Origin of the sequence: Mesorhizobium sp. BAC0120, from assembly GCF_033542235.1 — a bacterium.
Taxonomy (GTDB): Bacteria; Pseudomonadota; Alphaproteobacteria; order Rhizobiales; family Rhizobiaceae; genus JAWRCU01.
Genome location: NZ_JAWRCU010000016.1, coordinates 51,639 through 74,871 on the forward strand (window position 1 = coordinate 51,639; position 23,233 = coordinate 74,871).

A 23,233-nucleotide genomic window follows, 5' to 3' on the forward strand; every position below is an offset into this window, starting at 1 on the left:
GGTTGGGGTGCTCGAGCCCGTTCGGTCGTCAAGGCTTCGGTGGTCGGGATACGGGACGACGGCCATGGCCAAGACGTTGGCGGCGGGGGTCTCGACCCTCTCGCTTGTGCTCTGTTGTCAGCCGGCGCGGTCGCAGGATCAGTCCTTCGCTCAGCCGAGTATTTACTGGGACGGCGGCGACCCGGATTCGCACAACAATGACGTGGTGGACGGCGGCTCGGGCGTCTGGACTGCAGGGCTCGGACCTCTCGACAGCAACTGGACCGACCAGACCGGGGCGTCGAACGGCGGCTACAATCTCAATCCGTCCTTCGCCGTGTTCCAAGGCGCGGCCGGTACAGTGAGGGTGGATGACACGGCGGGGGCGGTCGGCGTCACCGGCATGCATTTCGCGTCGGATGGCTACCGCATCGAGGGCGACCCGCTCACGCTTCACGGCCAGAACAATGCGACCGTGATCCGTGTCGGCGACGGCACAGCTGCGGGAGCGTCGATGACGGCGACCATAGGAGCCGTGCTCAGCGGCAACTCCAGCCTCGTCAAGGATGATCTCGGCACGCTCGCGCTGGCCGGAACCAACACTTATACCGGCGGGACCGTCATCCGATCCGGTACCGTACGGATTCTGAACGACCGCGCGCTCGGGAGCGGCCCGATCAACATGCTGGCGGGAACTGCCCTCAGCTTCGCCACCTCTCCCTGGCAGACGATGGGCGCTGTCGATCTTGGCGGCGATGTCACGTTCGAGGTCGACCAGTATCGGAACGCATCGCTCAACCGGACGATCTCGGGCGCGGGTGGCTTCGCCAAGACCGGCCTCGGCACACTCAGCCTATATGGCGATAATAGCTTTGCGGGCGACGTTCATGTCCGCCAAGGCAGGCTCTGGGTCGACAATTGGGCTGCCCAGCCCAACCGCGCCATCGCCGACACCGCACGCGTGACAGTCGACGCCGGCGCGGTCATCGCCTTCCAGAAGGCGGAAACGATCGGCGAGCTTGCCGGGGCCGGTGTGGTCGACATTACCTATGCCGGCGATCTGGGGCTGACGGTCGGAGCCACAGATCGCGATTTTACGTTCGCGGGCAACATATCGGGCGGAGATCCGGCAAGGCCGGGCTTTCCGCCGCTCTATGGTCTCACGAAGACGGGCAGTGGCACCTTCACGCTGACTGGAACCAGCGATTCACAACAAGCGGTCCTCGTAAGCGGCGGCGCGCTGGCGGTGGATGGATCGATTGCCAGCGGGCTCGTCGATGTCGGCACGGGGGGAACGCTTAGCGGCCACGGCAGCATTGCCGGAACCGTGCAGATCTACGGTGGTGGCACCCTTCACGGCCGTTCCGGTGAGACGCTTTCTATTGGGGGCAACCTGTCGCTGGCACCAAGTTCTGTTGTCGATGTGAGCCTCGGCCTGCCGGGCAACGCCGCGCTATTCAGCGTCGGCGGCGATCTCACATTGGATGGGAAGTTGAATGTTTCGGACGCGGGCGGCTTCGGCGCGGGCGTCTATCGCCTCATCGACTATCGCGGGACCCTCATCGACCACGGCCTCGACATTGGAACGAAACCTGCGGGGGTAGGCGCTGACAGCCTCTCCGTTCAGACGGCCGTGACAAACCAGGTCAATCTCGTTTCCTCGGCAGGTGCAACGCTCGGCTTCTGGGATGGCGCCGATGCGAGCATGCACGACAACGGAAGGGTGGACGGTGGCTCCGGCTCCTGGCGCGCGGACGGCCGCAATTGGACCGACCAGAGCGGTATGGTGAATGGTCGCTTCAAGCCCAACCCGACCTTTGCGGTATTTCAGGGTGCATCCGGAACCGTGACCGTCGATGACGATGCCGGTGCCCTTGGCGTGAGCGGGATGCAATTTGCCTCAAACGGCTACCGGATCGAAGGCGACCCGCTGGCGCTCCAGGGTACGAACGGCGTGACTATCATCAGGGTCGGCGACGGCACGGCGGCGGGCGTGTCGATGACGGCAACCATTGCCTCAAGTCTGAGCGGTGTTTCCGCCCTGGTCAAAGACGACCTTGGTACTCTGGTGATCACGGGAGCCAATACCCATTCCAGCGGGACGGAACTGCGCGCCGGCATCTTGCAGGTCTCGGCAGACAACAATCTCGGCGCCGCATCCGGCGGCCTGACTTTCTCCGGTGGCACGCTGGCGACGACGGCCAGTTTCGATACGAGCCGCGCGATCATGCTGACACGGGGCGGAAGCGTCAACGTGGCCGCGAGCACCGAACTCGGCCTGTCCGGCACGATTTCCGGCTCGGGTGATCTGGTGAAGCTGGGCAACGGCGTTCTGCGCCTCGACAATACCGGAAACGGATACGGAAATACCCTCGTCGAGGCCGGGACGCTGGTCGGAAATGCCTCATCGATACGCGGTGACATCGGCAATGCCGGCACAGTGGTGTTCGAGCAGGCGGCCGACGGGTCCTTTGCTGGCGATATCCTTGGGCTGAACGGCACACGCGGCGCGATGATCAAAAAGGGGGCGGGCGTTCTGAAGCTCGGCGGCATCTCCAATCTCGACTGGTCAGTCGAGGCGGGCGGGTTGATATCTGCTACCGATCGCTTTACCGGGGACGTGACGCTGGCCGCTGGTTCAAGCTTCGTCTTCGATCAGGCTTACGCCGGTGTCTATGCGGGGATGATCTCGGGATCGGGCAGTCTTTCTTTCATCGGCGGGGGCGCGGTACAGCTCACTGGCGACAGCTCCGGTTTCACGGGGCTGTCCACGGTCACGGACGCGGTGTTGAGAGTCGACGAAGTTCTTGGCGGCTCGACCATCATTGGCGCAGGGGGGCTGCTTCACGGCACGGGCATCATCGGTTCGGGCGCCGGCTCGGTGATCACCGTCGCTGCGGGTGGGACGCTGGCGCCCGGCAATTCTATCGGCACCCTGACCGTCAATGGTGATCTCATCATCGAGAAGGGCTCGCACTTTGCCGTCGAAGTCGATCCGCAAGGCACGACGTCCGACCTGGTCCATGTCACCGGCAACGCCACACTCGATGGCGGGCTGGTGGTCCATGTCGGCTATCCCGGCAGATATGGGCTGCATTCCAGCTACACGATCCTGTCGGCGGACGGCAAGCTAACCGGCCGGTTCGACAATGCGACTTCGGCCTATGCCTTCGTGACGCCGGACCTCGCCTATGATTACGGGGCGGGTACGGTCTCGCTCGAACTGGTGCACAACAATCGCGACTTTGCGTCGATGGCGGAAACCCGCAACCAGCGCGCCACGGCTACCGGGATCGAGAGCATCGGCTTTGATGCAGGCGACGCCGTCTACGACGCCATCGCGCTGCTTCCCGATGACACAAACCTCATCCGCCAAAGCTTCGACCAACTCTCCGGAGAGATATATGCCAGCGCGACGACGGCGCTGATCGACGACAGCCGTTTCGTCCGGGAAACCGCCACAGACCGCATCCGCGCCGCTTTCGGAGATGTCGGCGCATCCTCGGCTCCTGTCACGGTTTATGACGACAAGCGGGCGAGGACCGCAGACCCGACCGACGACGGCCTTGCGATCTGGGGACAGGGCTTCGGCTCATGGGGCCAATTGGACGGCGACGGCAACGCCGGAAACCTCAGCCATGACACGGGCGGTTTCCTGGTTGGTGTCGATGCGCCGGTCTTCGATACATGGCGTCTCGGCGTGCTCGGCGGCTACAGCCGTTCCAGCTTTTCGGCAAGAGATCGCGCCTCGTCGGGCGACAGCGATAACTATCACCTCGGCCTCTATGGCGGCACGCAATCTGGCAATCTTGGTTTGCGCGCCGGTCTCGCCTACACATGGCAGGACATCTCAACCAGCCGAACCATCGCCTTTCCGGGCTTCAGCGATCGGTTGGCGAGCGGCTATCGTGCCGGAACCTTCCAGGCCTTTGGCGATCTCGGCTACCGCCTCGACGCGAGCCTCGCCTCCTTCGAGCCTTTCGCCAACCTCGCTCATGTCAGCCTGCACACCGACGGGTTCACAGAACAGGGGGGCGCGGCGGCACTTCATGGCGATGGCCAGACCACCAACACGACCTTCTCCACGCTCGGCCTGCGAGCCGCGACGAACTTCGATCTCGGCGGCGTGGCGATGACGGCGCGGGGCTTGCTCGGCTGGCGGCATGCCTTTGGCGACCTCACGCCACTTTCCACCCAGGCTTTGTCGGTGGGTGACGCCTTCACCATTGCAGGCGTGCCGATCGCAGAGGATGCGGCTGTCATCGAGGCCGGGCTCGATTTCAAGCCGGCGCCGACCACCATCCTCGGTCTTTCCTACAGCGGACAGATTGCCCAAGATGCCCGGCAGCACGGCTTCAGAGCTGATTTCAATGTACGATTCTGATGGCAGGAAAAACAGCACGAACACTGCAACGGCCATCGCGACGGTAGCCGCCATGGCGACGATCCTCAATTCAGCAGGCTCTCCCTTCGGCTGAGAATGCGCTCAAACCGAATACTAGTCTTAACCTAGAAGCGTCGCCGCCCGACGCGGCGCACATCCACGACGCGGCCATTGCTTCTGCGCACTGCAATCTCATACTGGCGGCCGCTTCGCCACGCGCGGTAGACGAAATAGCGCCCGCTGCAATTTATCCTTCGGACGTCGCGGAACCCGCGACTGCGCACACGCCGCGCGCCCTCGGCGCAACTGATCGCCCTTCCACCGCTGAGATTGGTGCCGACATGAATGCTTATCGATACTGCCTCCGCGGGTGTCGAAAGCGCCATCGGCTCGACCAAGAGGGCGAGGGTGAGGACAAGAGCTGCCAGGGGAGATCGAGACACTAAAACCTCCATCACGAGAGGTCGCAGACGGCAGGTGCGCAGCCATTCTGTCTGGAGAAATCAAACAAGCACGGCGTCTGTACCGATGATCTCGCGTATCCTTTGTTACGGCCGCCTCGCCGAGGTCATACTAGCGCGCCTGTCTACGCTCGCAAAGTAGAAGTGCCGCAGGGCATGCAACAAGCGCAAAATCCGGCTAGAATTGGAGAACCAACAGGGGGAGGGGGCTCCATGTGTTCGCGCCAATTGATCGTTGCCGGATTATTTGCGTTGTCGATGGCAGGGGCCGCCCTTGCCGGGGAACCAACCGAATGCGACCGTTTGGCCGGATCGCCCACCGACCCAAACCGGGTCGGGGAGGGAATTGGCCTCTACGGGATCGAACCGGCTGAGGCCATCGCGGCTTGCGAAAAGGCATTGGCTTCCGACCCGCAAAATCCGCGCCTCCTTTTCAATCTCGGCCGGGCGCACGATGCGGCAAGCCTCGTCGACAAACAGCCCGAGCAGAAGGCGGAGGCCGGACGGAATTTCAAGGCTGCGGCGGACCAGGGCTATCCGGCGGCACAAGTCGCTTTGGCGGCCTTCCATTGGTATGGCTGGGGCGGCTTCGAGCGAGATGCGGACGAGGCCATGCGTCTGTTGGAAAAGGCGATGATGGCGGACGCCAATGAGGCCAAGTCGCAGCGCCGGAGCCTGTTTGGCGATACGACCTTCAACCCTGAGGCCGACGAGGCGCAACTCCGGATCGTCGAGGAGGCGGCCGACGCCGGCGATGCCGACGCGCTCTACGCGCTCAGCCTGCCGTTGAACCTGGGCGGGGACGCAGACCAGGAGGCAGAACTTGCTCGCCTGCTGCACCAGGCTGCTGCGCAAGGCAGCGCCACTGCGGCGCAAGATCTCGCAAGAATGTACTTCCGGGGCAAAGGCGGCCTGGGGAGAAACCCGGAAGAGTCTCTGCGCCTTTTCCAAAAGGCCGTAGCGGGAGACGATCCCCAAGCGTGGCAGCTCGTAGCGGTGCTCTATGAACGGGGCAGCTACGGCCTGCCGAAAGACGACAAGGAGGCGGCCAGGCTTTTCAAGCTGGCGAGCGACGAAGGCAATGCATTCGCGCAATACGAGCTCGGGAGGTTTTACGAGGAGGGCAATGGCGGACTGCCGCAGGATACGCGAGAAGCGGCGCGCCTCTACAAGCTTGCAGCAGATCAGGGCAATAGCGACGCGACGCTTGTTCTCGCCCGCTACATGGCGGAGGGCCGGGGAGGTTATGAAGCGAACAAGGCCAAGGCGATCGAGTATCTCAAGCGCGCCGCACGCTGGAGCTCTGAGGCGAAGGAAGAACTGGCGAAGATGGGCGAATGACCCCACATCGGCCCTGCCGGCCGGGAGCGCTGGGGGGCTGGAATCGGGCAAAGTTCCCGAAATCGCGCTGGCGGCAAAATTAATGGTTCTCAGGAGCCTGTATAAGCTGGATCACAGCAAATTTTGTGAACTGGCTATTTTCAACAAGCCAGGCCATCTGGCATCTGTTTTTGCAGTGCAAGGAGTTCTGCGATGTACACGCCTCCCGCCTTCCGCGACGACGTTCAGGAGAGTTTGAGGGCGACGATCCGCGCCGCGCGGCTGGCAAACTTCGTCACCGCCACGCCGGACGGGCCGTTGGCGACCGCATTGCCTCTCTATCTCGACGAGAGCGAGGGCGAGCATGGCGTGATCTATGGCCACCTTGCGAAGGCAAACCCTCAGTGGCGTATTCCGCCGCTGGGTGATGGTCTCGCAATCTTCATGGGGCCGGATGCTTACGTGACACCGACCTGGTATGCGACCAAGCAGGAAACAGGGAAGGTCGTGCCGACCTGGAACTACGTCGCTGTCCACGCCCACGGCCCGGTCGAGTTCTTCGAGGACCCGGACAGGCTGCTGGAAGTCGTCAGACGTTTGACCAACCTCCATGAAGGTGAGCGTGCCTCGCCCTGGGCGGTGTCGGATGCCCCGGCGGATTTCGTTCAGGCGCAACTGCGCGGGATCGTCGGTATCCGCATGCCGATCACCAGGCTCGAGGGTAAGCGCAAGATGAGCCAGAACCGCAGCGATGCGGACCGTCGTGGGGTCGTGAATGGGCTGTTGGAGAGCGAGCGGCCTTCAGACCGGGCGGTGTCCGCCCTTATTCCCTTGCAGAGTGCAGGATAGTCAGGTCTCCACCGAGACTCCTAGTTCCCCCGCCGTCCCAAGGACATCGACAGCGGTGCCGTCCGGCGTCCGCTGGAAATAGAGGTCTGCCGACCCACGGCCGACACGCAGGCCGGAAAGCTGGAGGTGATGGACAAATTCCGGAAGGCTTGGCCGGATTACTCTGAGCCGGTTGGCGAAGGCGTCCGGCTCCAGCCCGAGGCAAGAGGTAAGCAGAAAGGGTATGGCACCGGCAGCCCATGCCTGAGGGTGGCACGCGACGGGATAGCGCACCGGCATCCCGAAATCCTCCCGGCGGAAGCCTGCGAAAACTTCCGGCAGCCGGTGATAGCGGAAGTACATCGCGGCCTCTGCTATTCCGGTGAGGATGCGCTCCGTCGCCTGATCCTCTCCATAGCGCCGGCAACCTGCTGCAATCAGCGCGTTGTCGTGCGGCCAGACTGTCCCGAGGTGATATCCGACGGGGTTGTAGCGCCGCTCGTTCGCCGACAGGGTGCGCACTCCCCAACCGTTAAACATGTCGTTCGCCATGAGCCGGCCGGCCGTTCGCCGCGCCTTGTCCGCATCGGCTATGCCCGTCCACAGCGCCTGCCCTGGATTGGACGATACCACCGAGACCTGGCGGCCATCTCCTTCGAGCGCGAGCGCATAGATGCCATTCCCCTCGCACCAGAAGTCGCGATTGAACCTTGCGCGCAGCGCATCTGCGTGGCGGCGAAGCTGTTCCGCGCGGTCCAACTCCCCGGCGCGCTCATAGAGATCGGCAATCGCCTGCTTGGCCGCGAAGACGTAGCCCTGCACCTCGACTAGCGCGATCGGAGGCTCGGCAAGCGTTCCGTCGCTCCGCACGATGGCGTCGCCTGAATCCTTCCATCCCTGATTGATCAGGCCTTTCTCCGAAGCGCCCTGGTAGTCGACATAGCCGTCGCCGTTGCGGTCGCCATAGCGGTCGATCCACTCGAGCGCGCCTTCCACCGCCGGCCTGAGCTCATGGAACAGCGCCAGGTCGCCCGTCCAGGCGGCGTAACGCCCCAGCAGCACCAGGAAGAGCGGGGTAGCATCGACTGTGCCGTAATAGGGATTATGAGGAATCTCTCCGCATCCGGCCAATTCGCCCAGGCGAAACTCGTGAAGAATCTTGCCCGGCTGCTCGTCGCGCCAATCGTCGACACGCTGCCCTTGATGCGCTGCAAGAGTGCGCAATGTCTCGGCAGCCATCTCGGGCTGAAAGGCCAGCATCTCGAGCGCCACGATCAGGCTGTCGCGCCCGAACAGGGCCACGTACCATGGCACGCCGGCTGAGAAGTAGTGCATTGCCCCGAGCTCTGACCGCAGCATGTTCAGATCCCAGAGCGAACGCTCCACCATGCTGTTGAGGAGCAGGCTGTCGCTCTGAAATCTTGTCTGGCGCTCCAGCCTCTCTGCGGATCTGTCGCCCGCCTTTTCGGCAGCCTTGCGCACGGGGGCTGACGGACGTCGCGTCTTCGCCGTGGCCCTCGAATGCTCGCGCTGTTCATTCACCTCGACGGCAATCGTGAGCGTCGCTCTTTCCCCGGGGGACAGCGCAATCCGAAAATGCGCGGCGGTTGCTTCCGTCCGGTGCGGCGCTGGCGAGAACGCGACAGCCACTGTTCTCAGCAACTGGTCCGCGCCATGATAGACGAAGGTGAGCTTGCCGTCCCTCCAGGTCGGCGGCTCAGGCCGGCCGAGCCTCTCCGTCAGCAATCCGCGCACCGCGAACACATCTCCGAAGTCGGCATGAAAGCGCAGCGTGAGCGGAATTTCATGCGCATGCTGGCCAAAACTCCGGAAGCTTACGGTCTCGTTCAGCGCGAGCTGTTCGCCATCGAGCCCGCGCTCCCAGCGAATACCGAGCTCTTCCTTGGGCATCAGTTGCCCGTTGCCGAGGTGAAGGTCCGGATTGGTGAGCTCGAACAGCGCCGTGTAGCCTTTCTCGGCGGTCGATGCGAGGACGACAGGCACGATCCCGGCGAGCAGCATTTCGTAGCCGCTCAGAAACCGGCAATCGTTAAAATAGAGACCGAAACCGTGTTCGCCCTCGAGCGGCACCTGCCCGTCCTGCCTGGCAAGCCAGAACAGGTCGCCGTGCTTGATCGTCACGGCATCGGCGATACTGCCGACGATGGCCGGCTGGCCGGCGAGCACCCGCTGCTTGCGTTCGTGCTGCGCGTGCGGTGTTTGCCGGGCGTGCCGCTGCGCCTGCGCAGATCCCTCGTCCGGCGCCGCGGACGCTGTGCCACGGCGTCCCTTGTTTTGTTCGTCTTCACTTCTGTTTTGCTGCGACTTGGGCACGCCATGCTCCTTTCATGATCCGACCGGCCGTCGGGCTAGTGCCGGGGGCGGTCTACTTCTTCCCGCAGAAAGGCCGTGGCGCTTCACAGCTGGCGCGAGCGGAAAACGCAGTCTGCGCCTGCAAAACGCCCAATCCGTTTTGACAACGCGGGGCGGTCTTTAGCGGTTCATCGGCGCGCCAGGAGCGAGTTGGAGAAAGGGGAAGCGCCCGAGGACAGATCACTTTTTCCCGCGGAAAGGCACAGGGGCTACACTGCGACGACCGCGCAGTGGATTCGCCGCCCGGCGGTGAGTATGCAGCATATTCCGTCGAGCCGGCTCGCGCGAATAGGAGAGTAAATGCCCTGGTCCAGCTACATTCTGACATTGTCCTGTTCCGATCGCCCGGGAATCGTCGCGGCGGTCACGACCGAACTCGCCGCACTCGGCGCGAACATCGCCGAGTCGAACCAGTTCTGGGACAAAGAGCCCAATCGCTTCTTCATGCGCATCGCCTTCCAGGCGCCCGAGGGTCTCGCCAAGGATCGCATCGAGCGCGCGTTGAAGCCTGCCATCGAGCGCTTCGACATGAAGACCTCGCTGGTCGATCAGTCGCGCACCCCCAGAATGATCGTCATGGTCTCGAAGTTCGACCATGCGATGCTTCATCTTCTCTATCAGATCCGCGTCGGGTGGCTTCGCGCCGAGGTTGCCGCGATCGTCTCCAACCACGAGGACAGCCGCAGGACCGCCGAGCTCGAGGGCATCCCATTCCATTATTGGCCGGTCACCAAGGCGAACAAGGCGGAGCAGGAGAAAAAACTTCTATCGCTAGCGCAGGAGAGCGAGGCCGATCTCGTCGTACTTGCCCGCTACATGCAGGTCCTGTCGAACCCGCTTTCGACCCGCCTGTTCGGCAAGGTCGTCAATATCCACCATTCCTTTCTACCGTCCTTCAAAGGCGCGAAACCCTATCATCAGGCGCATGAGCGCGGCGTGAAGCTGATCGGCGCGACCGCACATTACGTGACGCCCGATCTCGATGAAGGACCGATCATCGAGCAGGAAACTGAACGCGTGACGCATGCCATGACGGCTGACGACTTCGTCGCTACCGGCCGCGACATCGAAAGCCGGGTCCTCGCCCGCGCGGTGAAGCTCCACCTTGAAAGCCGGGTCATGCTCAATGGCCACCGGACCGTTGTGTTCGCGGGGTAGAGTACGATCCCGAACCTGGGGGCGAAAAAGCTGCGGAGTTTTCGGACAAGATCATGGCATCGTGAATATAGATTCGAGTGACGTGGTCGTAGGCCGCCAGAGCCTTCTGGTTTTTGGTTGCCGCCGCCCCTCACCCTCACCCTCTCCCCGTGAAGGACGGGGAGAGGGGGGCGTCAGCGTCGCGGTTAATCGCCACCCCAGTCCAAATGCCGTGCAGAGAGAAGGTGAGGCGCCAACGTCGGTGGCCCCCTCTCCCCGTTCTTCACGGGGAGAGGGTGAGGGCAGCGTCAACCTGACACACGAGTGCTGCAAGGCACACTCATCAGCTCAGCGCAGGATATTCGAGTTGTCGAATTCGACACAGCAGTGTCTGCAGCCACAAGCCTGCCTCATCGATGAATGGGCCCCATCTGATTTTCCCGCAGCCGCCTCCAAGTTGCGATTGACACTCGTCACCGCTGATGTTCATATCATCGGGTACGTATCAAATTATACGATATAAATAGGGCAGGCGACGGACATGAAGGCGCGCGTAGCGATCCACCGGGATTTCAAAATAGGAACCATCGACGATCGTATCTACAGCGCCTTTCTGGAGCATCTCGGCCGCGCCGTCTATGGCGGCATCTATGAACCCGGTCACGAGACCGCAGACGAGGACGGGTTCCGCGGCGACGTGCTGGAGCTCGTACGCGGCCTGAACGCGCCGCTGGTTCGCTATCCCGGCGGCAATTTCGTCTCCAACTATGACTGGCTGGACGGGATCGGGCCGAAGGATCAGCGGCCCGTCCGGCTCGACTACGCCTGGAAGACGACCGAGACCAACGAGATCGGCACGGACGAGTTCATACGCTGGTGCCGCAAGGCGGGCACCGAACCCATGCTGGCTGTCAATCTCGGCTCCAAGGGGTTCACCGAGGCGCTCGCCATGCTCGAATACTGCAACCATCCGGGTGGCAGTTATTGGAGCGATCTGCGCAAGAAGAACGGCTCTGCCGAGCCGCACAATGTGCGCATCTGGTGCCTCGGCAACGAGATGGACGGCCCTTGGCAGATGAACCACCGCACGCCACATGAATATGGCCGGGTCGCCAACGAGGTCGGCCGTGCCATGAAGGTCTTCGACCCGACCCTCGAGCTCATCGCCTGCGGCTCTTCCAACCACAACATGCCCACCTATCCCGCATGGGAGGCCGGGGTCCTTGAGCTGGCTTACGAGAATGTCGACTATATCTCCCTGCACCAGTATTGGGACAATTGGGATGACGACTACCTGAACTTCATGGCCAAATCCGTCCCGGTTGATCGCTACATCCAGACGATCGGCGGCGTGATCGATTATGTGAAGGCGAAGCGACGCTCGAAGCACGACGTCTACATCTCCTTCGACGAGTGGAATGTCTGGTACCACTCTCGCAAGAGGGGGGGCAGTGACGGCGATGGGGTCAATTGGGCCAAGGCGCCGAGCCTTTTGGAGGACGTCTACAATTTCGAGGACATCCTGCTTGTCGGCTGCGCGCTCAACACCTTCATCCGCCGCTCGGACCGCGTGCGGATCGCCTGCATCGCGCAGCTCGTGAACGTGATTGCGCCGATCATGACGGAGACCGGCGGGCCGGCCTGGAAGCAGACGATCTACTATCCTTATTACTACGCCTCGCTCTATGGCCGTGGCGATGCTTTGAACGTGGCCGTGGACGTGCCGACCTACGACGCCAAGGTGGCGGATGATGTTCCCTATCTCGACATCGCTGCTGTGCGCAGCCCGGACGGCGGGACCGTGGCCTTCTTCATGGTCAATCGTCACCCGGACGAGGCCATGGAAATCGACATAGAGATGGCCGGCTTCGCGCCGAAAGGGATGGCGGAGCATGTGGTCATCGCCCATCCCGACCTCAAGGCCACGAATACGGCCGCCCAGCCGGGCCGCGTCTCGCCTCGCAACGGTGAGGGGATTTCAGTCACCGACGGTCGGGTGAGGGGGAGCCTGCCACCAAGGTCCTATCACCTGGTGCGCGTGAGCGTCTGAGGTCTGCAGATAAGAAGGTGGCCAGCCAGCTCACTGGAATATCATGAACTATGATACATACCAGAAGCTTGGTTGACCCGCCTGTAAGGCAAAGATATCGTCAGGGTACTGGGAAGCGGATCGTACATGGCACACAAGCGCGGATCGGCATCCGCGTTTGCGACGAGGGAGGAACGGACGTGAGACGTGTCCGGACAACCGGCTCTCTCGCCGATCTTCATGAAAGGATCATGGGCACGGCAAGCTGGATTGGTCGCTACTGCCGCGTCGGTTGAGGAGTTCGAGCGCTACGGCAAGTTCTCGAAGGAAGCGGAAGACAACCGAAAGGGAGGATCATGATGAGGACTATTCTGACGAGGGCGCTCGCCACGGCGGCGCTGATCGCGTTGGCCACCACCGCGCAAGCCAAGGAGACGGTAGTGTGGTGGGATTTCCTGAGCGGCGGCGACGGCGTGCGCATGAAGTCGCTGATCGATCAGTTCAACAAGGAACATGCGGACTCGATCGAGATCCAGGCGACGACCCTCGAATGGGGCGTGCCGTTCTACACGAAGGTCCAGACCTCGGCGGCCGTCGGCGAGGGACCGGACGTCATGACCTACCACCTGTCGCGCCTGCCGCTCGGGGTCAGCACCGGCACGCTCCGTGAAATCACGCCCGACGAGCTGAAGGCGGCGGGTTTCTCGGCCGACAATTACGCGCCAGCCAACTGGAAGGCGGCTCAGGTGGACGGCAAGCAATACGCTATCCCCTTCGACATCCATTCGATCGTTCTCTATTATAATAAGGACAAGCTCAAGGCGGCCGGCCTGCTGGGCGACGACGGCCTGCCGAAGGGCCTCGACGGCGTCGACAACTTCCACGCAGCTCTCGAGAAGTTGAAGGAGGGCGGCTCGGAATATGGCGTTTCCATCCACAGCGCCGCAAGCGACTCGGCGTGGCGCATCTTCTACTCGCTGTTCAGTCAGCAGGGCGGCAAGTTCCTTTCTGACGACGGAAAGTTTCTCGAAGGCGATAACCTCGACAAGGCGGTCAAGGCCACGAGCGTCATGGCGAAGTGGGTCGCCGACGGGCTCGCGCCCAAGTCGACTGACTATCCGGCCTCGATCGCGCTCTTCACGTCGGGCAAGGCTGCCATGCATATCAACGGCGTCTGGGAGGTGCCGACCTTCACCGATCTTGCCAAGCAGAACAAGCTCGGCTTCGAGTGGGGCGCGATCCAGCTGCCGACCTTCTTCGACCAGCCGGCGACCTGGGCCGACTCGCATTCCTTCGCGATCCCGAACCGCAAAGGCAAGGAGATCTCGCCTGAGAAGTTTAAGGCTGTACTCGAAACCGTGAAATGGATGAACGAGCATTCGCTCTTCTGGGCGACCGCAGGACACATCCCTGCCTACCTCCCGGTCACGTCGAGCGACGATTTCAAGAAGATGGAGCCGAACGCCACCTATTCGACGCTCGCCAAAACGGCAGTGTTCGACCCGAGCTCCAAGCTCGCTGGCGTGGCCTCGCCGGTCTATGACGCGGCCGGAAACTACATGATGCCGGCGATCAACGGCGAGCTCGATCCCCAAGGGGCGATGGAGCAGATGCGCGACGATCTGAACGGTCAGACCGAGTGAGTTCCGGGGAAGCCCGCCGGCGACTGCGGTTGTCGGCGGGCGACCTCTAGAGCCGTGGCGCTCTAGAGGTTGGATTGTATCGAGCAGGAGACCCCGGTCCGATGCTAGCAAGCACCAGACGCAGCGAGCGGCGCAGCGCTTACATCCTGATTGCGCCCTATCTGGTCATCTTTGTCGTGCTTTTCATCTATCCGACCGTGAAGATGCTGGAGCTCTCCTTCACCAACGCTCCGCTGATCGGCGCCGGGGATTGGGTCTCCTTCAAGAATTATCTCAAGCTTTTCAGCGACCGCGCGTTCAATACGGCCGTCTGGAACACGGGCTATTTCGTCGTGCTCACCGTAGTGCCGAACGTGGCGATTGGCCTGGTGATCGCGCTCATGGTGAGCCGGCTCAAGGGATGGACGCAAAGCATCATCCTCGCCGCTTTCTTCCTCCCCTATATTCTGCCTGTTTCGGTGGTCTTCCTGATGTGGCGATGGATTTTCGACCTTCAGTTCGGGATCGCGCAATACGTCATCGAATTCTTCTACGGCGAGCGGGTCGCGGTCTTCCGAAGCATCCCGTGGTTCCTGCCGATGGTCGCGCTGATCACGATCTGGTGGACCAACGGCTTCAACGTTTTGCTCTTCATCGCCGGGTTGAAGAACATCTCCCCGGAAATCTATGACGCTGCCGCGATCGATGGCGCCAATCGCTGGCAGCTGTTCTGGAAGATCACCTGGCCGCTGATATGGCCGGTTACCGCACTCGTGCTGACGATCCAGCTCATCCTGCAGCTCAAGATATTCGACCAGGTCTATCTGTTCTCGACCGGCGGTCGCGCCGACCCGACGATGGTGCTGGTGCAGCTGATCTACCGCGAGGCGTTCCAGCGCAACCACGGCGGCTATGGCGCGACGATAGCCACCGCGCTGTTCGTGCTGATCGCCGCCCTATCGGTTTTGCAATACCAGGTGCTACGCGCAAGGGGCGCGGAACGATGAGCGTCGAAGCCGGCCGGATAGAATTCCCCACCGTCGCAGTCGGCGCCGAAAGCCCGCGCGGCAAGCTGCGGGCCTTCGATATCGTTGGGCTGATCCTGACCCTGGCGACGCTAGCGTTCGCCATCATCTGGGCCTTCCCGCTCTACTGGGCCATAGTGACCACGCTCAAGCCCGAATATGAGGTCGTCGAGCCCGGCATACGCTTGTGGCCAGCGACCTTCACACTCGAGGCCTATACCTATGTCCTCCTGAACACCAAGATCGGGCTTTGGTACCTGAATTCGCTGGTGACCTCAGGGGCGGTCACCGTGATCGTCATCTTCATGGCAGCCGCCTGCGGCTATGCGATATCGCAGCTTCGTTTCCCCGGCCGCCGCCTGCTCTTTTTGTCGATCATGGCGAGCTTCATGGTGCCCATCCAGGCGTTGATGATCACGCATTTCGTGCTGATGTCGAATTTCGGCCTGCTGAACACCTGGCTCGGGGTCATCCTTCCCCAGCTCATCGTTCCGGTCGTCGTGCTCGTCTACAAACAGTTTTTCGATTCCATCCCGCGCGACTTTCGCGAGGCGGCGATCATGGACGGCGCCAACGAGTTTCAGCTTCTCTTCAAGATCTACCTGCCGATGAACTGGGGGGTCACCACGGCCCTTGCCATCATCACCTTCATCGGCGCGTGGAATGCCTTCCTGTGGCCGTTCCTCGCCCAGAACTCGGAAGAGATGATGAACATCACGGTGGGCATCACGCAGGTGCATTCCGCCTTCGGCGTCCAATATGCGCGCGAGCTCGCAGGTGCCGTGCTTGCAGGACTGCCAGTTGCACTCGCCTATTTGATCTTCCAGCGTCGGGTGACCCAGGCGATCACGCTGTCGGCCGGCATCAAGGGGTGACGGCCTTGTATTGCCCAGTCCGGAAATGGAGGCCTGCGGCAGCATGTAGTTGGACTATCAGAAACTCTGATATAAACACGCAGCCTTTGCTGGCTAAGGTCGCCGCCTTCCATGAAGCCCAATTTCCTGACCATCGATCCCGAGGATGACATCGAGGTCCTCAAGGGACTGGCGTCGCCGATCCGCATCCGCATCTTGAAGCTCCTGCGAAGCGCGGGCCCCCTCAACGTCAACGACATCAGCCGCCGGCTGGAGCTGCCGCAATCGACGGTCGCCATCAATGTGCAGATGCTCGAGGACGCCGGCCTGATCGTGACCGAGGCCGTCAAGGCCAGGAAAGGCCACCAGAAGATCTGCACCGCCCGCTTCGACGAGATCATCGTGCGGTTCGAGGCGGAGGAGGGACTTCAGCGCGACGCCAATATCGTCGAAGTGGCGATGCCGCTCGGCCTGTTCACCTCCGTCGAGGTCAGCCCACCTTGCGGTCTCTGCTCGGCGGATGGCGTGATCGGCATGCTGGACGTACCGGATTCCTTCCTTGATCCGGCACGAGTGCAGGCTGCGCTGATCTGGTTCGGGATGGGCAGCGTCGAGTACAAGTTTCCGAACAACGCCAAGCTGCTCAATGCCGGGGTGGAGTCGATCGAGTTCTCGATGGAGCTTTCGTCGGAGGTTCCCGGAACAAACATGGATTGGCCGTCCGACCTTACGCTCTGGGTCAACGACGTCGCCGTCGGCACCTGGACGTCGCCTGGCGACTATGGCGACAAGCGCGGGGTCTATACGCCGAGCTGGTGGAAGTTGGCGGGTTCGCAATATGGCAAGCTCAAGACCTGGCGCATCGGCCAGTCGGGATCCTTCATCGACGGCGTCCGCATCTCGGACGTCACCATGGACGATCTCGACATCACCAAACATCACTCGATCCGCATGCGGATCGGCATCGACGCTAAGGCCAAGCATCCCGGCGGCATCAATATATTCGGGCGCGGCTTCGGCAATTACGACCAGGATATCGTCATGCGTCTCGGATTGCGCCGTTGACTGCGGGGAGGGGCAAGAGCCAAGATTCCCGGACCGGTTAAGGAAGACGGGCGCGAGGTCGACGACTCCTGCCCGCAAGGGCAGGGCAATCGCATATGGAAAGCGCGACGCTGGTGCCCCCCTCCCCTGTGTGAGGAGGGATTCAGGGTCCGAGGCGCGCCAATCCAAGCCGGAAGTGCTGCGTCAGCTAACCCTGCAAGCTAATCGCGAGGCACCCCCACCCTGAATCCCTCCCCACAAGGGGGAGGGGGACACCCGCGTCGCGCCTCCTGATCTCAAGGCAAGAATTGAAACGTCTAGTGGCTGAGAGGTTGCTCGCGCCCCTTTGATTCCGAAATTCGCCTAGAGCCTGATATCCAGCCGTGCAGGGCCAGAATGGGGATACCGGCGATGACCGCGCTCGATTTCGCCACGCGCCGCTTCCAGTCGGCTGCTGCGCACTATCTCGCAGGCCGCACGCCATATCCCGAGGCGTTGATCGCCAATGTTGCGCGATTGCTTGAATTGCTGTCCACCGACCGGATACTCGATCTCGGCTGCGGCCCGGCGCAACTCGCTACGGCATTCGCGCCTTTCGCCGGGGAAGTGCTCGCGCTCGACCCTGAGCCGCACATGCTGGCGCTCGCGCGCGAAGCGACCAATGGCCTGCCCAACGTCAAGGTGGCCGAGGGCAGTTCCGATGACCTCGGCCCTGAATTCGGTCGCTTCAGGGCGGTGCTGATCGGGCGCGCCTTTCACTGGATGGATCGCGAAGAGACGCTGAAACGGCTTGACCGGCTGATCGAACCCGACGGCGCAGTCGTGCTGTTCGGCGATGGCCGGCCGGCTATCCCGGAGAACAAATGGGTGAAGGAAGTCGAGGCATTGCTCGAGCGCTACTCCGAGGACGACGAGGGCCGCAGGCATCGCCGTTCCGATGCGTTCGCGCCTCATATCTCGGTGCTGCTCCGCTCACCCTTCAACCGGCTCCAGCAATTCGGCGTGACGGCGGAGCGGGAGCTCACCATCGATGGTCTTGTCGATCGTGCGCTCTCACGGTCGAGCACGTCGCGGGCCCGGCTCGGTGAACGGGTAGACGTCATGATCGAGGAACTGCGCGCGCTTGCCGCCGAGCTGTCGTCCTCCGGTCCACTCCTGGAGGTGGTCACGTCGAACGCGCTCATTGCGCGTCGGCCGTAGGTGGGAAGCTAAGCTAAGCGGGAAGAGTAGCGCGTGTGAACCCCCCTCTGTCCTGCCGGACATCTCCCCCTCAAGGGGGGAGATTGGACGGCCGCTTTGGTTTCGCTAGTCATCTACGTTGGAGATTGGCGAAACCGACGATGACAGCCAATCTCCCCCCTTGAGGGGGAGATGTCCGGCAGGACAGAGGGGGGTCTGAAGGGCGCCATCAGAGCCTTTTAATCTAGCTCCGCGCTTCAGATCCCCTCAAAACTCCGGGATGTTTTCCTTGAAGATGATCTGCAGCCTGGGCGGGTGCTGCTCGCATGTAATGCCACGCACGCTGCTGCTCAGGATATTGAGCGCTTCGCGGACCTCGACCCGCGCATTCTGGTCGATGACCGCGTCGATCGTCCCGTCGAGCAGCAGCGCCTTGTTGCCTTCGGTCGCCTCATGCGCAAGGAAGACCACCGAGCGTTCACGGCCGCGCTCCTTGAGGGCTCGCGCAATGCCCTGATTGCCCGCGCCGATATTGTAGATGCCGGCAAGGTCGTCGTAGCGGTCGAGCAATGCGGCCGCCTCGGCATAGGCTTTCTCGCGGTCGTCGCGCATCTCGCGCAATTCGACGATCGAAAGGTTCGGAAATTCCTCTGCGAGGATATGCCGGAAGCCCATCTCGCGCTCCTCATGGCCGCGATAGGAGAGCGAGCCTGCAAAAAGCGCGACCTTCTTCGGCTCCGTCGTGCCGAGGAAGCGCCCGACGATATAGCCTGCGAGCCGCCCGGCCTGGCGGTTGTCGATGCCGACATAGGCGACCCGCGGAACGTGCAGGATGTCCGTCGCAAGCGTGAGGACCTTCGCGCCGCTCGCCGAGAGGCCTCTGATCGCCTCGCGCACCGTCGGATGGTCGAACGCAATCACCCCGACGCCCTGAGTTCGGTCCGTCAGGTCCCGCAGCGTGCGGGCAAGCGTATCGGGGTGGAAACCCTCGATGGAATGGACGCGCACGTCGAGGTCGGGACGCGCCTCGGCCTGGGACTCGATCTGCTGTCGCAACAGTTTGATATAGGGGTTGGTGCCCATGGGCAGCACGAAGTCAAGGCGAACGATCGCTTCGGGTGCGGCCTGGCCGCTGTTCGAGCCGGCAGAAATATAGCCCAGCCGCTGCGCCGTCTCGATGACGATCTCCCGCGTGCGGCTGCGCACGCCCGCCCTGTTGTTCAGGACACGGTCGACCGTGGCGGCCGATACGCCTGCCTCCCGGGCGATGTCGATCAGGGTAGAGCGCACGTCAGTTGCCTTTTGCCGGCGATGCGTGAGCGCAGGTCGCTGCCGCATGGCCGGATCTCGTTGAGCTGCTCGCCGCCCCCTCGCGACGAGTGATTCTGATGTGAAATGATGTATCTGCGTCGCAAGATGATGCAAGCGGACCCGGGCTGCATCTCGTGGCAGCCTGGGTCCAGTGGCCTCGAAAACCATCGGAAAACACATCAAAATCCAGCAGTTGCACCGCGAGACGGCATGACTGCCATGCGGGATCCGATTGATTTTCCGGCATATTCCCTCGCTCGTGAGCCATTATGATGTTTTCTGAGTAGAAATGATGTTGACAGCGATCGGGCGGGGTCGTCAATATCAATCAGGATGGACCTGGAGGAGCGGGTCCACAGGGAGGATTCCAATGTCGGATTTGACCCGCTTGATGCGGCGTTCGTCGCTTCGCGTATTCGACTGCGCCAGCTGAGGGTAGCCGTCGCCAAAACGAACGAACAGGAAGCGTTCGTCCGACGAGCGCCTGAGAGAAAGCCCGGGAGGAGAGATGGCCAAGGCGCCGAAATTCGAGCCGGACGTGAAGGTCCGCACGAAGGGGTACAAGATCGGCTGCATTGGAGCAGGGATGATCATGGCGGAATGCCATCTCGCCGCCTATAAGCAGGCGGGCTTTCAAGTGGCGGCGATCGCCTCGCGGACCAAGGCAAATGCGGAAAAGGTCGCCAAGCGCTGGGGTATCCCGAAAGTCCACGAAACGCCGGAAGAGCTGATCGAAGATCCAAGTATCGAGATCGTCGACCTCGCCTTCCCGCCCGACCAACAGCCTGCGCTCATCCGGCATGCGCTGAAGCAGGAGCACGTCAAGGCGATCCTGGCCCAGAAGCCGCTGGCGCTGTCGCTCAAAGAAGCGGTCAAGCTGCGCGACCAGGCTGAGAAGGCCGGCAAGATCCTCTCGGTCAACCAGAACATGCGCTACGACCAGTCGATGCGTGTCCTGAAGCAGATCATCGACTCGGGCGCGCTCGGCGACATCGTCTTCGCCGAGATCGACATGCACGCGATCCCGCACTGGCAGACGTTCCTCGAAGACTATGACCGGCTGACGCTCTCGAACATGGCCGTCCATCATCTCGACGTGCTGCGCTTCCTGTTCGGCGATCCGACCGAGATCACGACCCTCACTCGCAAGGACCCGCGCACGAAATTCGATCACTCGGACGGTATCACGGTCTCGACGATCAAATTCCCGTCGGGCGTCATGGCAGTTTCGCTGGAGGACGTGTGGTCCGGTCCCCGTGAGAAAGGCTACAAGGACGACCAGCACATCAGCTGGCGGGTGGACGGCACGTTTGGCGTCGCCAAGGGCACGATTGGCTGGCCGACCGGCGTCGCCTCCACGCTCACCTATGCATCGACCAGCACGACCGGCGGCAAATGGGTCACGCCGAAATGGGAAACCATGTGGTTCCCGCATGCCTTCATCGGCGTCATGGAGCAACTCCAACACGCCGTGAAGACGGGGGAGCCGCCGGCTCTCTCGGTCGCCGACAACGTCAAGACCATGGCACTGGTCGAGGCGGGCTATCGCTCGATCGCCAAGGGGCGCACGGTCAAGCTCTCCGAAATCCCGATAAACTGATCTGCCGAGGAGGAATTCACGCCATGATGCAAGCTGGCATTTTCACGGGTTATTTCCCGTACGGCCTGGAGGAGACGGCAAGGAAGATCCGCGGGCTCGGCTTCAATACGGTGCAGCTCGACCTTCATTTCAGGGATATCGACATGTCGGCCGGCCAGATCACCAAGGACAAGGCGAAGAGGGTGCGCGACGTCTTCCGCGACCACGAGCTGCCGATCTGCTGCGTCTCCGGCTATACGAACATCGTCCATCCGGACAAGGCCGAGCGCGAGAAGCGCGTCGGCTACCTCAAGGAGATCATCCGCAGCGCTCGCGATCTCGGCTCGCCTTACGTGATCTCCGAGACGGGCACCTTCAACACCGAATCCGACTGGGTCCACCACCCGAAAAACAAGACCGAGGAGGGGTTCGAGGAATGCCGCAAAGTGATCGCCGACCTTGCCCAGACGGCCTATGATCACGGTGCGGTGTTCTGTCTCGAAACCTACGTCAACAACGTGGTGGGCTCGGTCGAGGAAACGGTGAAGATGTTCGCGCAGGTCGATCATCCGGGCCTCGGTCTCCTGATGGACCCGACCAACTATTTCGAGAGCCACAATATCGACCGCATGGACCAGATCCTGAACCAGGTCTTCGACACGCTCACCGACAAGATCAGGATAGCGCACGCCAAGGATGTGAAGCGCTCGGGCGAGGACAAGTCCGAGAAGCACGCCGATATCGGCGACGCCAATGCAATGGAAAGCCATACATTCCGCGGGGTCGGCGAGATCGAGCTCCCGGCGCCCGGCCTCGGCGAGCTGAACTATGACCTCTATCTCAGGCGGCTCGCCGAGAAACATCCGAACATCCCGGTCATCATCGAGCACCTGGCGGAAGACGATGTGCCCCGGGCGAAGAAGTTCCTCGACGGCAAGTTCAAGGCGAACGGGCTCTGAGGAGACGTCCGGCTGCAGCGAAGGTCATGCCGAGCTGACGTCGAGACGAGGCCCGAAACGATCCGGGCCGAGGAGGAGCAGAGTAGCAGTTTCACAATGGGAGGAAACAGATGAAGAAGTTGCGACTGTTGTTCTATGGCCTGATGATCGCGCTGGCGCTGCCGGTAGCGGCACAGGCAAAGACGCTCTACTGGATCTCGCATGGCGGCCCGGCCGATCCGGTCTGGACCTACTTCCTGCAGGGCGCCGAGTTGTGGGCGAAGTCGACGGGCCAGACCGTCAAGACCTCGTTCCACAACGGCGATGTTCCCTCCCAGCAGGAAGCGATCCGCGCGGCGATCGCCGCCAAAGCCGACGCGATCGTCACCACCAGCCCAGACCCGGGCAGCCTTGTGGAGATCGTCAAGGAAGCGAAGGCCGCCAACATCCCGCTGATCAACTTCAATACGCCTGATCCGTCGGCTCATTTCCAGGCCTATGTCGGCACCGATCTCATCGTCGTCGGCAAGGGCTGGGCGCAATACCTGGTCGACAAGGGCCTCGTGAAGAAGGGCGATTTCGTCTGGATGCCAGTCGAGGTCCCCGGCGCCAGCTACGGTGTCGAGGAGGAGAAGGGCATCAAGCAGGTCTTCGAACCGCTCGGCATCACCTGGGAGATCACCGAAACGACGCTCGACCAGGCCGAAGTCATCACGCGCATGAGCGACTACCTCAGCGCCAATCGCGGGAAGATCAAGGCGATCATCGGCCTTGGCGATCTGGCGACGGGCAGCATCAAGCGCGTGTTCGACCAGGTCGGTGTGAAGCCGGGCGAAATCCCGGTTGTCGGCTGGGGCAACTCGCTCGACACCACCGGCGAGGTCAAGGAAGGCTATGTGAACGCCGCCCAGTGGCAGGATCCGCAGGCGACCAGCTATCTCGCGCTCTCGCTGGCGCTGATGGCGAGCGACGGCATTCCGCCGGCCTTCAACATCATCACCGGTGCGCTCTACGAGAAGGACGGCGCCGACGTCTACGAGAAAGTCATGGCGGGCAAGTAGGTCCCCCGAGCACAGGCCCCCGCGGCCTAATCGCCGCGGAGGCCGTCCAGGCAACGATGATCCCGAAAAACGCTGCAGGCGCTGATCGCCCGGCAGCCCTGAAAGTCGA

16 protein-coding genes are annotated in these 23,233 nt (G+C 62.3%); 13 read left to right on the forward strand and 3 right to left on the reverse strand.

Annotated elements, in window-relative coordinates:
* Positions 1 to 64: 64 nt before the first annotated feature.
* On the forward strand, positions 65 to 4,363 hold the full coding sequence (locus tag SAZ10_RS26910) for an autotransporter domain-containing protein (RefSeq protein WP_318612512.1): 4,299 nt from the start codon (positions 65 to 67) through the stop codon (positions 4,361 to 4,363).
* Positions 4,364 to 4,488: 125 nt separating this feature from the next.
* Here the strand turns inward: SAZ10_RS26910 and SAZ10_RS26915 are convergent, their stop codons facing one another.
* Entirely contained in the window at positions 4,489 to 4,806 is a 318-nt protein-coding gene (locus SAZ10_RS26915) for a hypothetical protein (RefSeq protein ID WP_318612513.1), read from the reverse strand.
* A gap of 231 nt (positions 4,807 to 5,037) precedes the next feature.
* On the opposite strand from SAZ10_RS26915, the gene SAZ10_RS26920 reads away from it, so the two are divergent.
* Entirely contained in the window at positions 5,038 to 6,165 is a 1,128-nt protein-coding gene (locus SAZ10_RS26920) for a tetratricopeptide repeat protein (protein WP_318612514.1), read from the forward strand.
* Positions 6,166 to 6,357: 192 nt separating this feature from the next.
* On the forward strand, positions 6,358 to 6,993 hold the full coding sequence (locus SAZ10_RS26925; protein ID WP_318612515.1) for an FMN-binding negative transcriptional regulator: 636 nt from the start codon (positions 6,358 to 6,360) through the stop codon (positions 6,991 to 6,993).
* Here the strand turns inward: SAZ10_RS26925 and SAZ10_RS26930 are convergent, their stop codons facing one another.
* Positions 6,994 to 9,306 (reverse strand): amylo-alpha-1,6-glucosidase, encoded by a 2,313-nt coding sequence (locus tag SAZ10_RS26930; RefSeq protein WP_318612516.1) that lies wholly within the window; start codon positions 9,304 to 9,306, stop codon positions 6,994 to 6,996.
* A 339-nt stretch (positions 9,307 to 9,645) separates the two neighbouring features.
* Here SAZ10_RS26930 and purU point away from each other — a divergent pair, with 339 nt between their 5' ends.
* The 7 genes from purU to SAZ10_RS26965 all read left to right on the forward strand — a co-directional run bounded on the left by purU (position 9,646) and on the right by SAZ10_RS26965 (position 18,256).
* Positions 9,646 to 10,503: a formyltetrahydrofolate deformylase gene (gene purU / locus SAZ10_RS26935; RefSeq protein WP_318612517.1), complete on the forward strand. Its 858-nt coding sequence runs from the start codon at positions 9,646 to 9,648 to the stop codon at positions 10,501 to 10,503.
* 520 nt (positions 10,504 to 11,023) lie between these two features.
* Complete coding sequence (locus tag SAZ10_RS26940) at positions 11,024 to 12,532, forward strand: alpha-N-arabinofuranosidase (protein WP_318612518.1); 1,509 nt, start codon at positions 11,024 to 11,026, stop codon at positions 12,530 to 12,532.
* A 338-nt stretch (positions 12,533 to 12,870) separates the two neighbouring features.
* Positions 12,871 to 14,154 (forward strand): ABC transporter substrate-binding protein, encoded by a 1,284-nt coding sequence (locus SAZ10_RS26945; RefSeq protein ID WP_318612571.1) that lies wholly within the window; start codon positions 12,871 to 12,873, stop codon positions 14,152 to 14,154.
* A gap of 101 nt (positions 14,155 to 14,255) precedes the next feature.
* Positions 14,256 to 15,140: a sugar ABC transporter permease gene (locus tag SAZ10_RS26950; protein WP_318612519.1), complete on the forward strand. Its 885-nt coding sequence runs from the start codon at positions 14,256 to 14,258 to the stop codon at positions 15,138 to 15,140.
* A complete protein-coding gene (locus SAZ10_RS26955; RefSeq protein ID WP_318612520.1) occupies positions 15,137 to 16,033 on the forward strand; it encodes a carbohydrate ABC transporter permease in 897 nt (298 codons plus the stop codon). The genes SAZ10_RS26950 and SAZ10_RS26955 overlap by 4 nt, the downstream gene beginning before the upstream one ends.
* Before the next feature lie 111 nt (positions 16,034 to 16,144).
* Complete coding sequence (locus tag SAZ10_RS26960) at positions 16,145 to 17,077, forward strand: ArsR/SmtB family transcription factor (RefSeq protein WP_318612521.1); 933 nt, start codon at positions 16,145 to 16,147, stop codon at positions 17,075 to 17,077.
* A 390-nt stretch (positions 17,078 to 17,467) separates the two neighbouring features.
* Positions 17,468 to 18,256, forward strand: coding sequence for a class I SAM-dependent methyltransferase (locus tag SAZ10_RS26965; RefSeq protein WP_318612522.1), 789 nt, complete (start codon positions 17,468 to 17,470; stop codon positions 18,254 to 18,256).
* 246 nt (positions 18,257 to 18,502) lie between these two features.
* On the opposite strand, the gene SAZ10_RS26970 is transcribed toward SAZ10_RS26965, so the two are convergent.
* Positions 18,503 to 19,525, reverse strand: a complete 1,023-nt coding sequence (locus SAZ10_RS26970; RefSeq protein WP_318612572.1) for a LacI family DNA-binding transcriptional regulator — start codon at positions 19,523 to 19,525, stop codon at positions 18,503 to 18,505.
* A gap of 529 nt (positions 19,526 to 20,054) precedes the next feature.
* Here SAZ10_RS26970 and SAZ10_RS26975 point away from each other — a divergent pair.
* The 3 genes from SAZ10_RS26975 (at position 20,055) to SAZ10_RS26985 (ending at position 23,124) form a co-directional block, all read left to right on the forward strand.
* On the forward strand, positions 20,055 to 21,146 hold the full coding sequence (locus SAZ10_RS26975; RefSeq protein ID WP_318612523.1) for a Gfo/Idh/MocA family oxidoreductase: 1,092 nt from the start codon (positions 20,055 to 20,057) through the stop codon (positions 21,144 to 21,146).
* A gap of 23 nt (positions 21,147 to 21,169) precedes the next feature.
* The gene (locus SAZ10_RS26980; RefSeq protein ID WP_318612524.1) at positions 21,170 to 22,084 is read left to right on the forward strand and encodes a sugar phosphate isomerase/epimerase; all 915 of its coding nucleotides are present in this window, start codon (positions 21,170 to 21,172) and stop codon (positions 22,082 to 22,084) included.
* Between the two features lie 110 nt (positions 22,085 to 22,194).
* The gene (locus SAZ10_RS26985) at positions 22,195 to 23,124 is read left to right on the forward strand and encodes a substrate-binding domain-containing protein (protein WP_318612525.1); all 930 of its coding nucleotides are present in this window, start codon (positions 22,195 to 22,197) and stop codon (positions 23,122 to 23,124) included.
* The last annotated feature ends 109 nt before the right edge of the window (positions 23,125 to 23,233 follow it).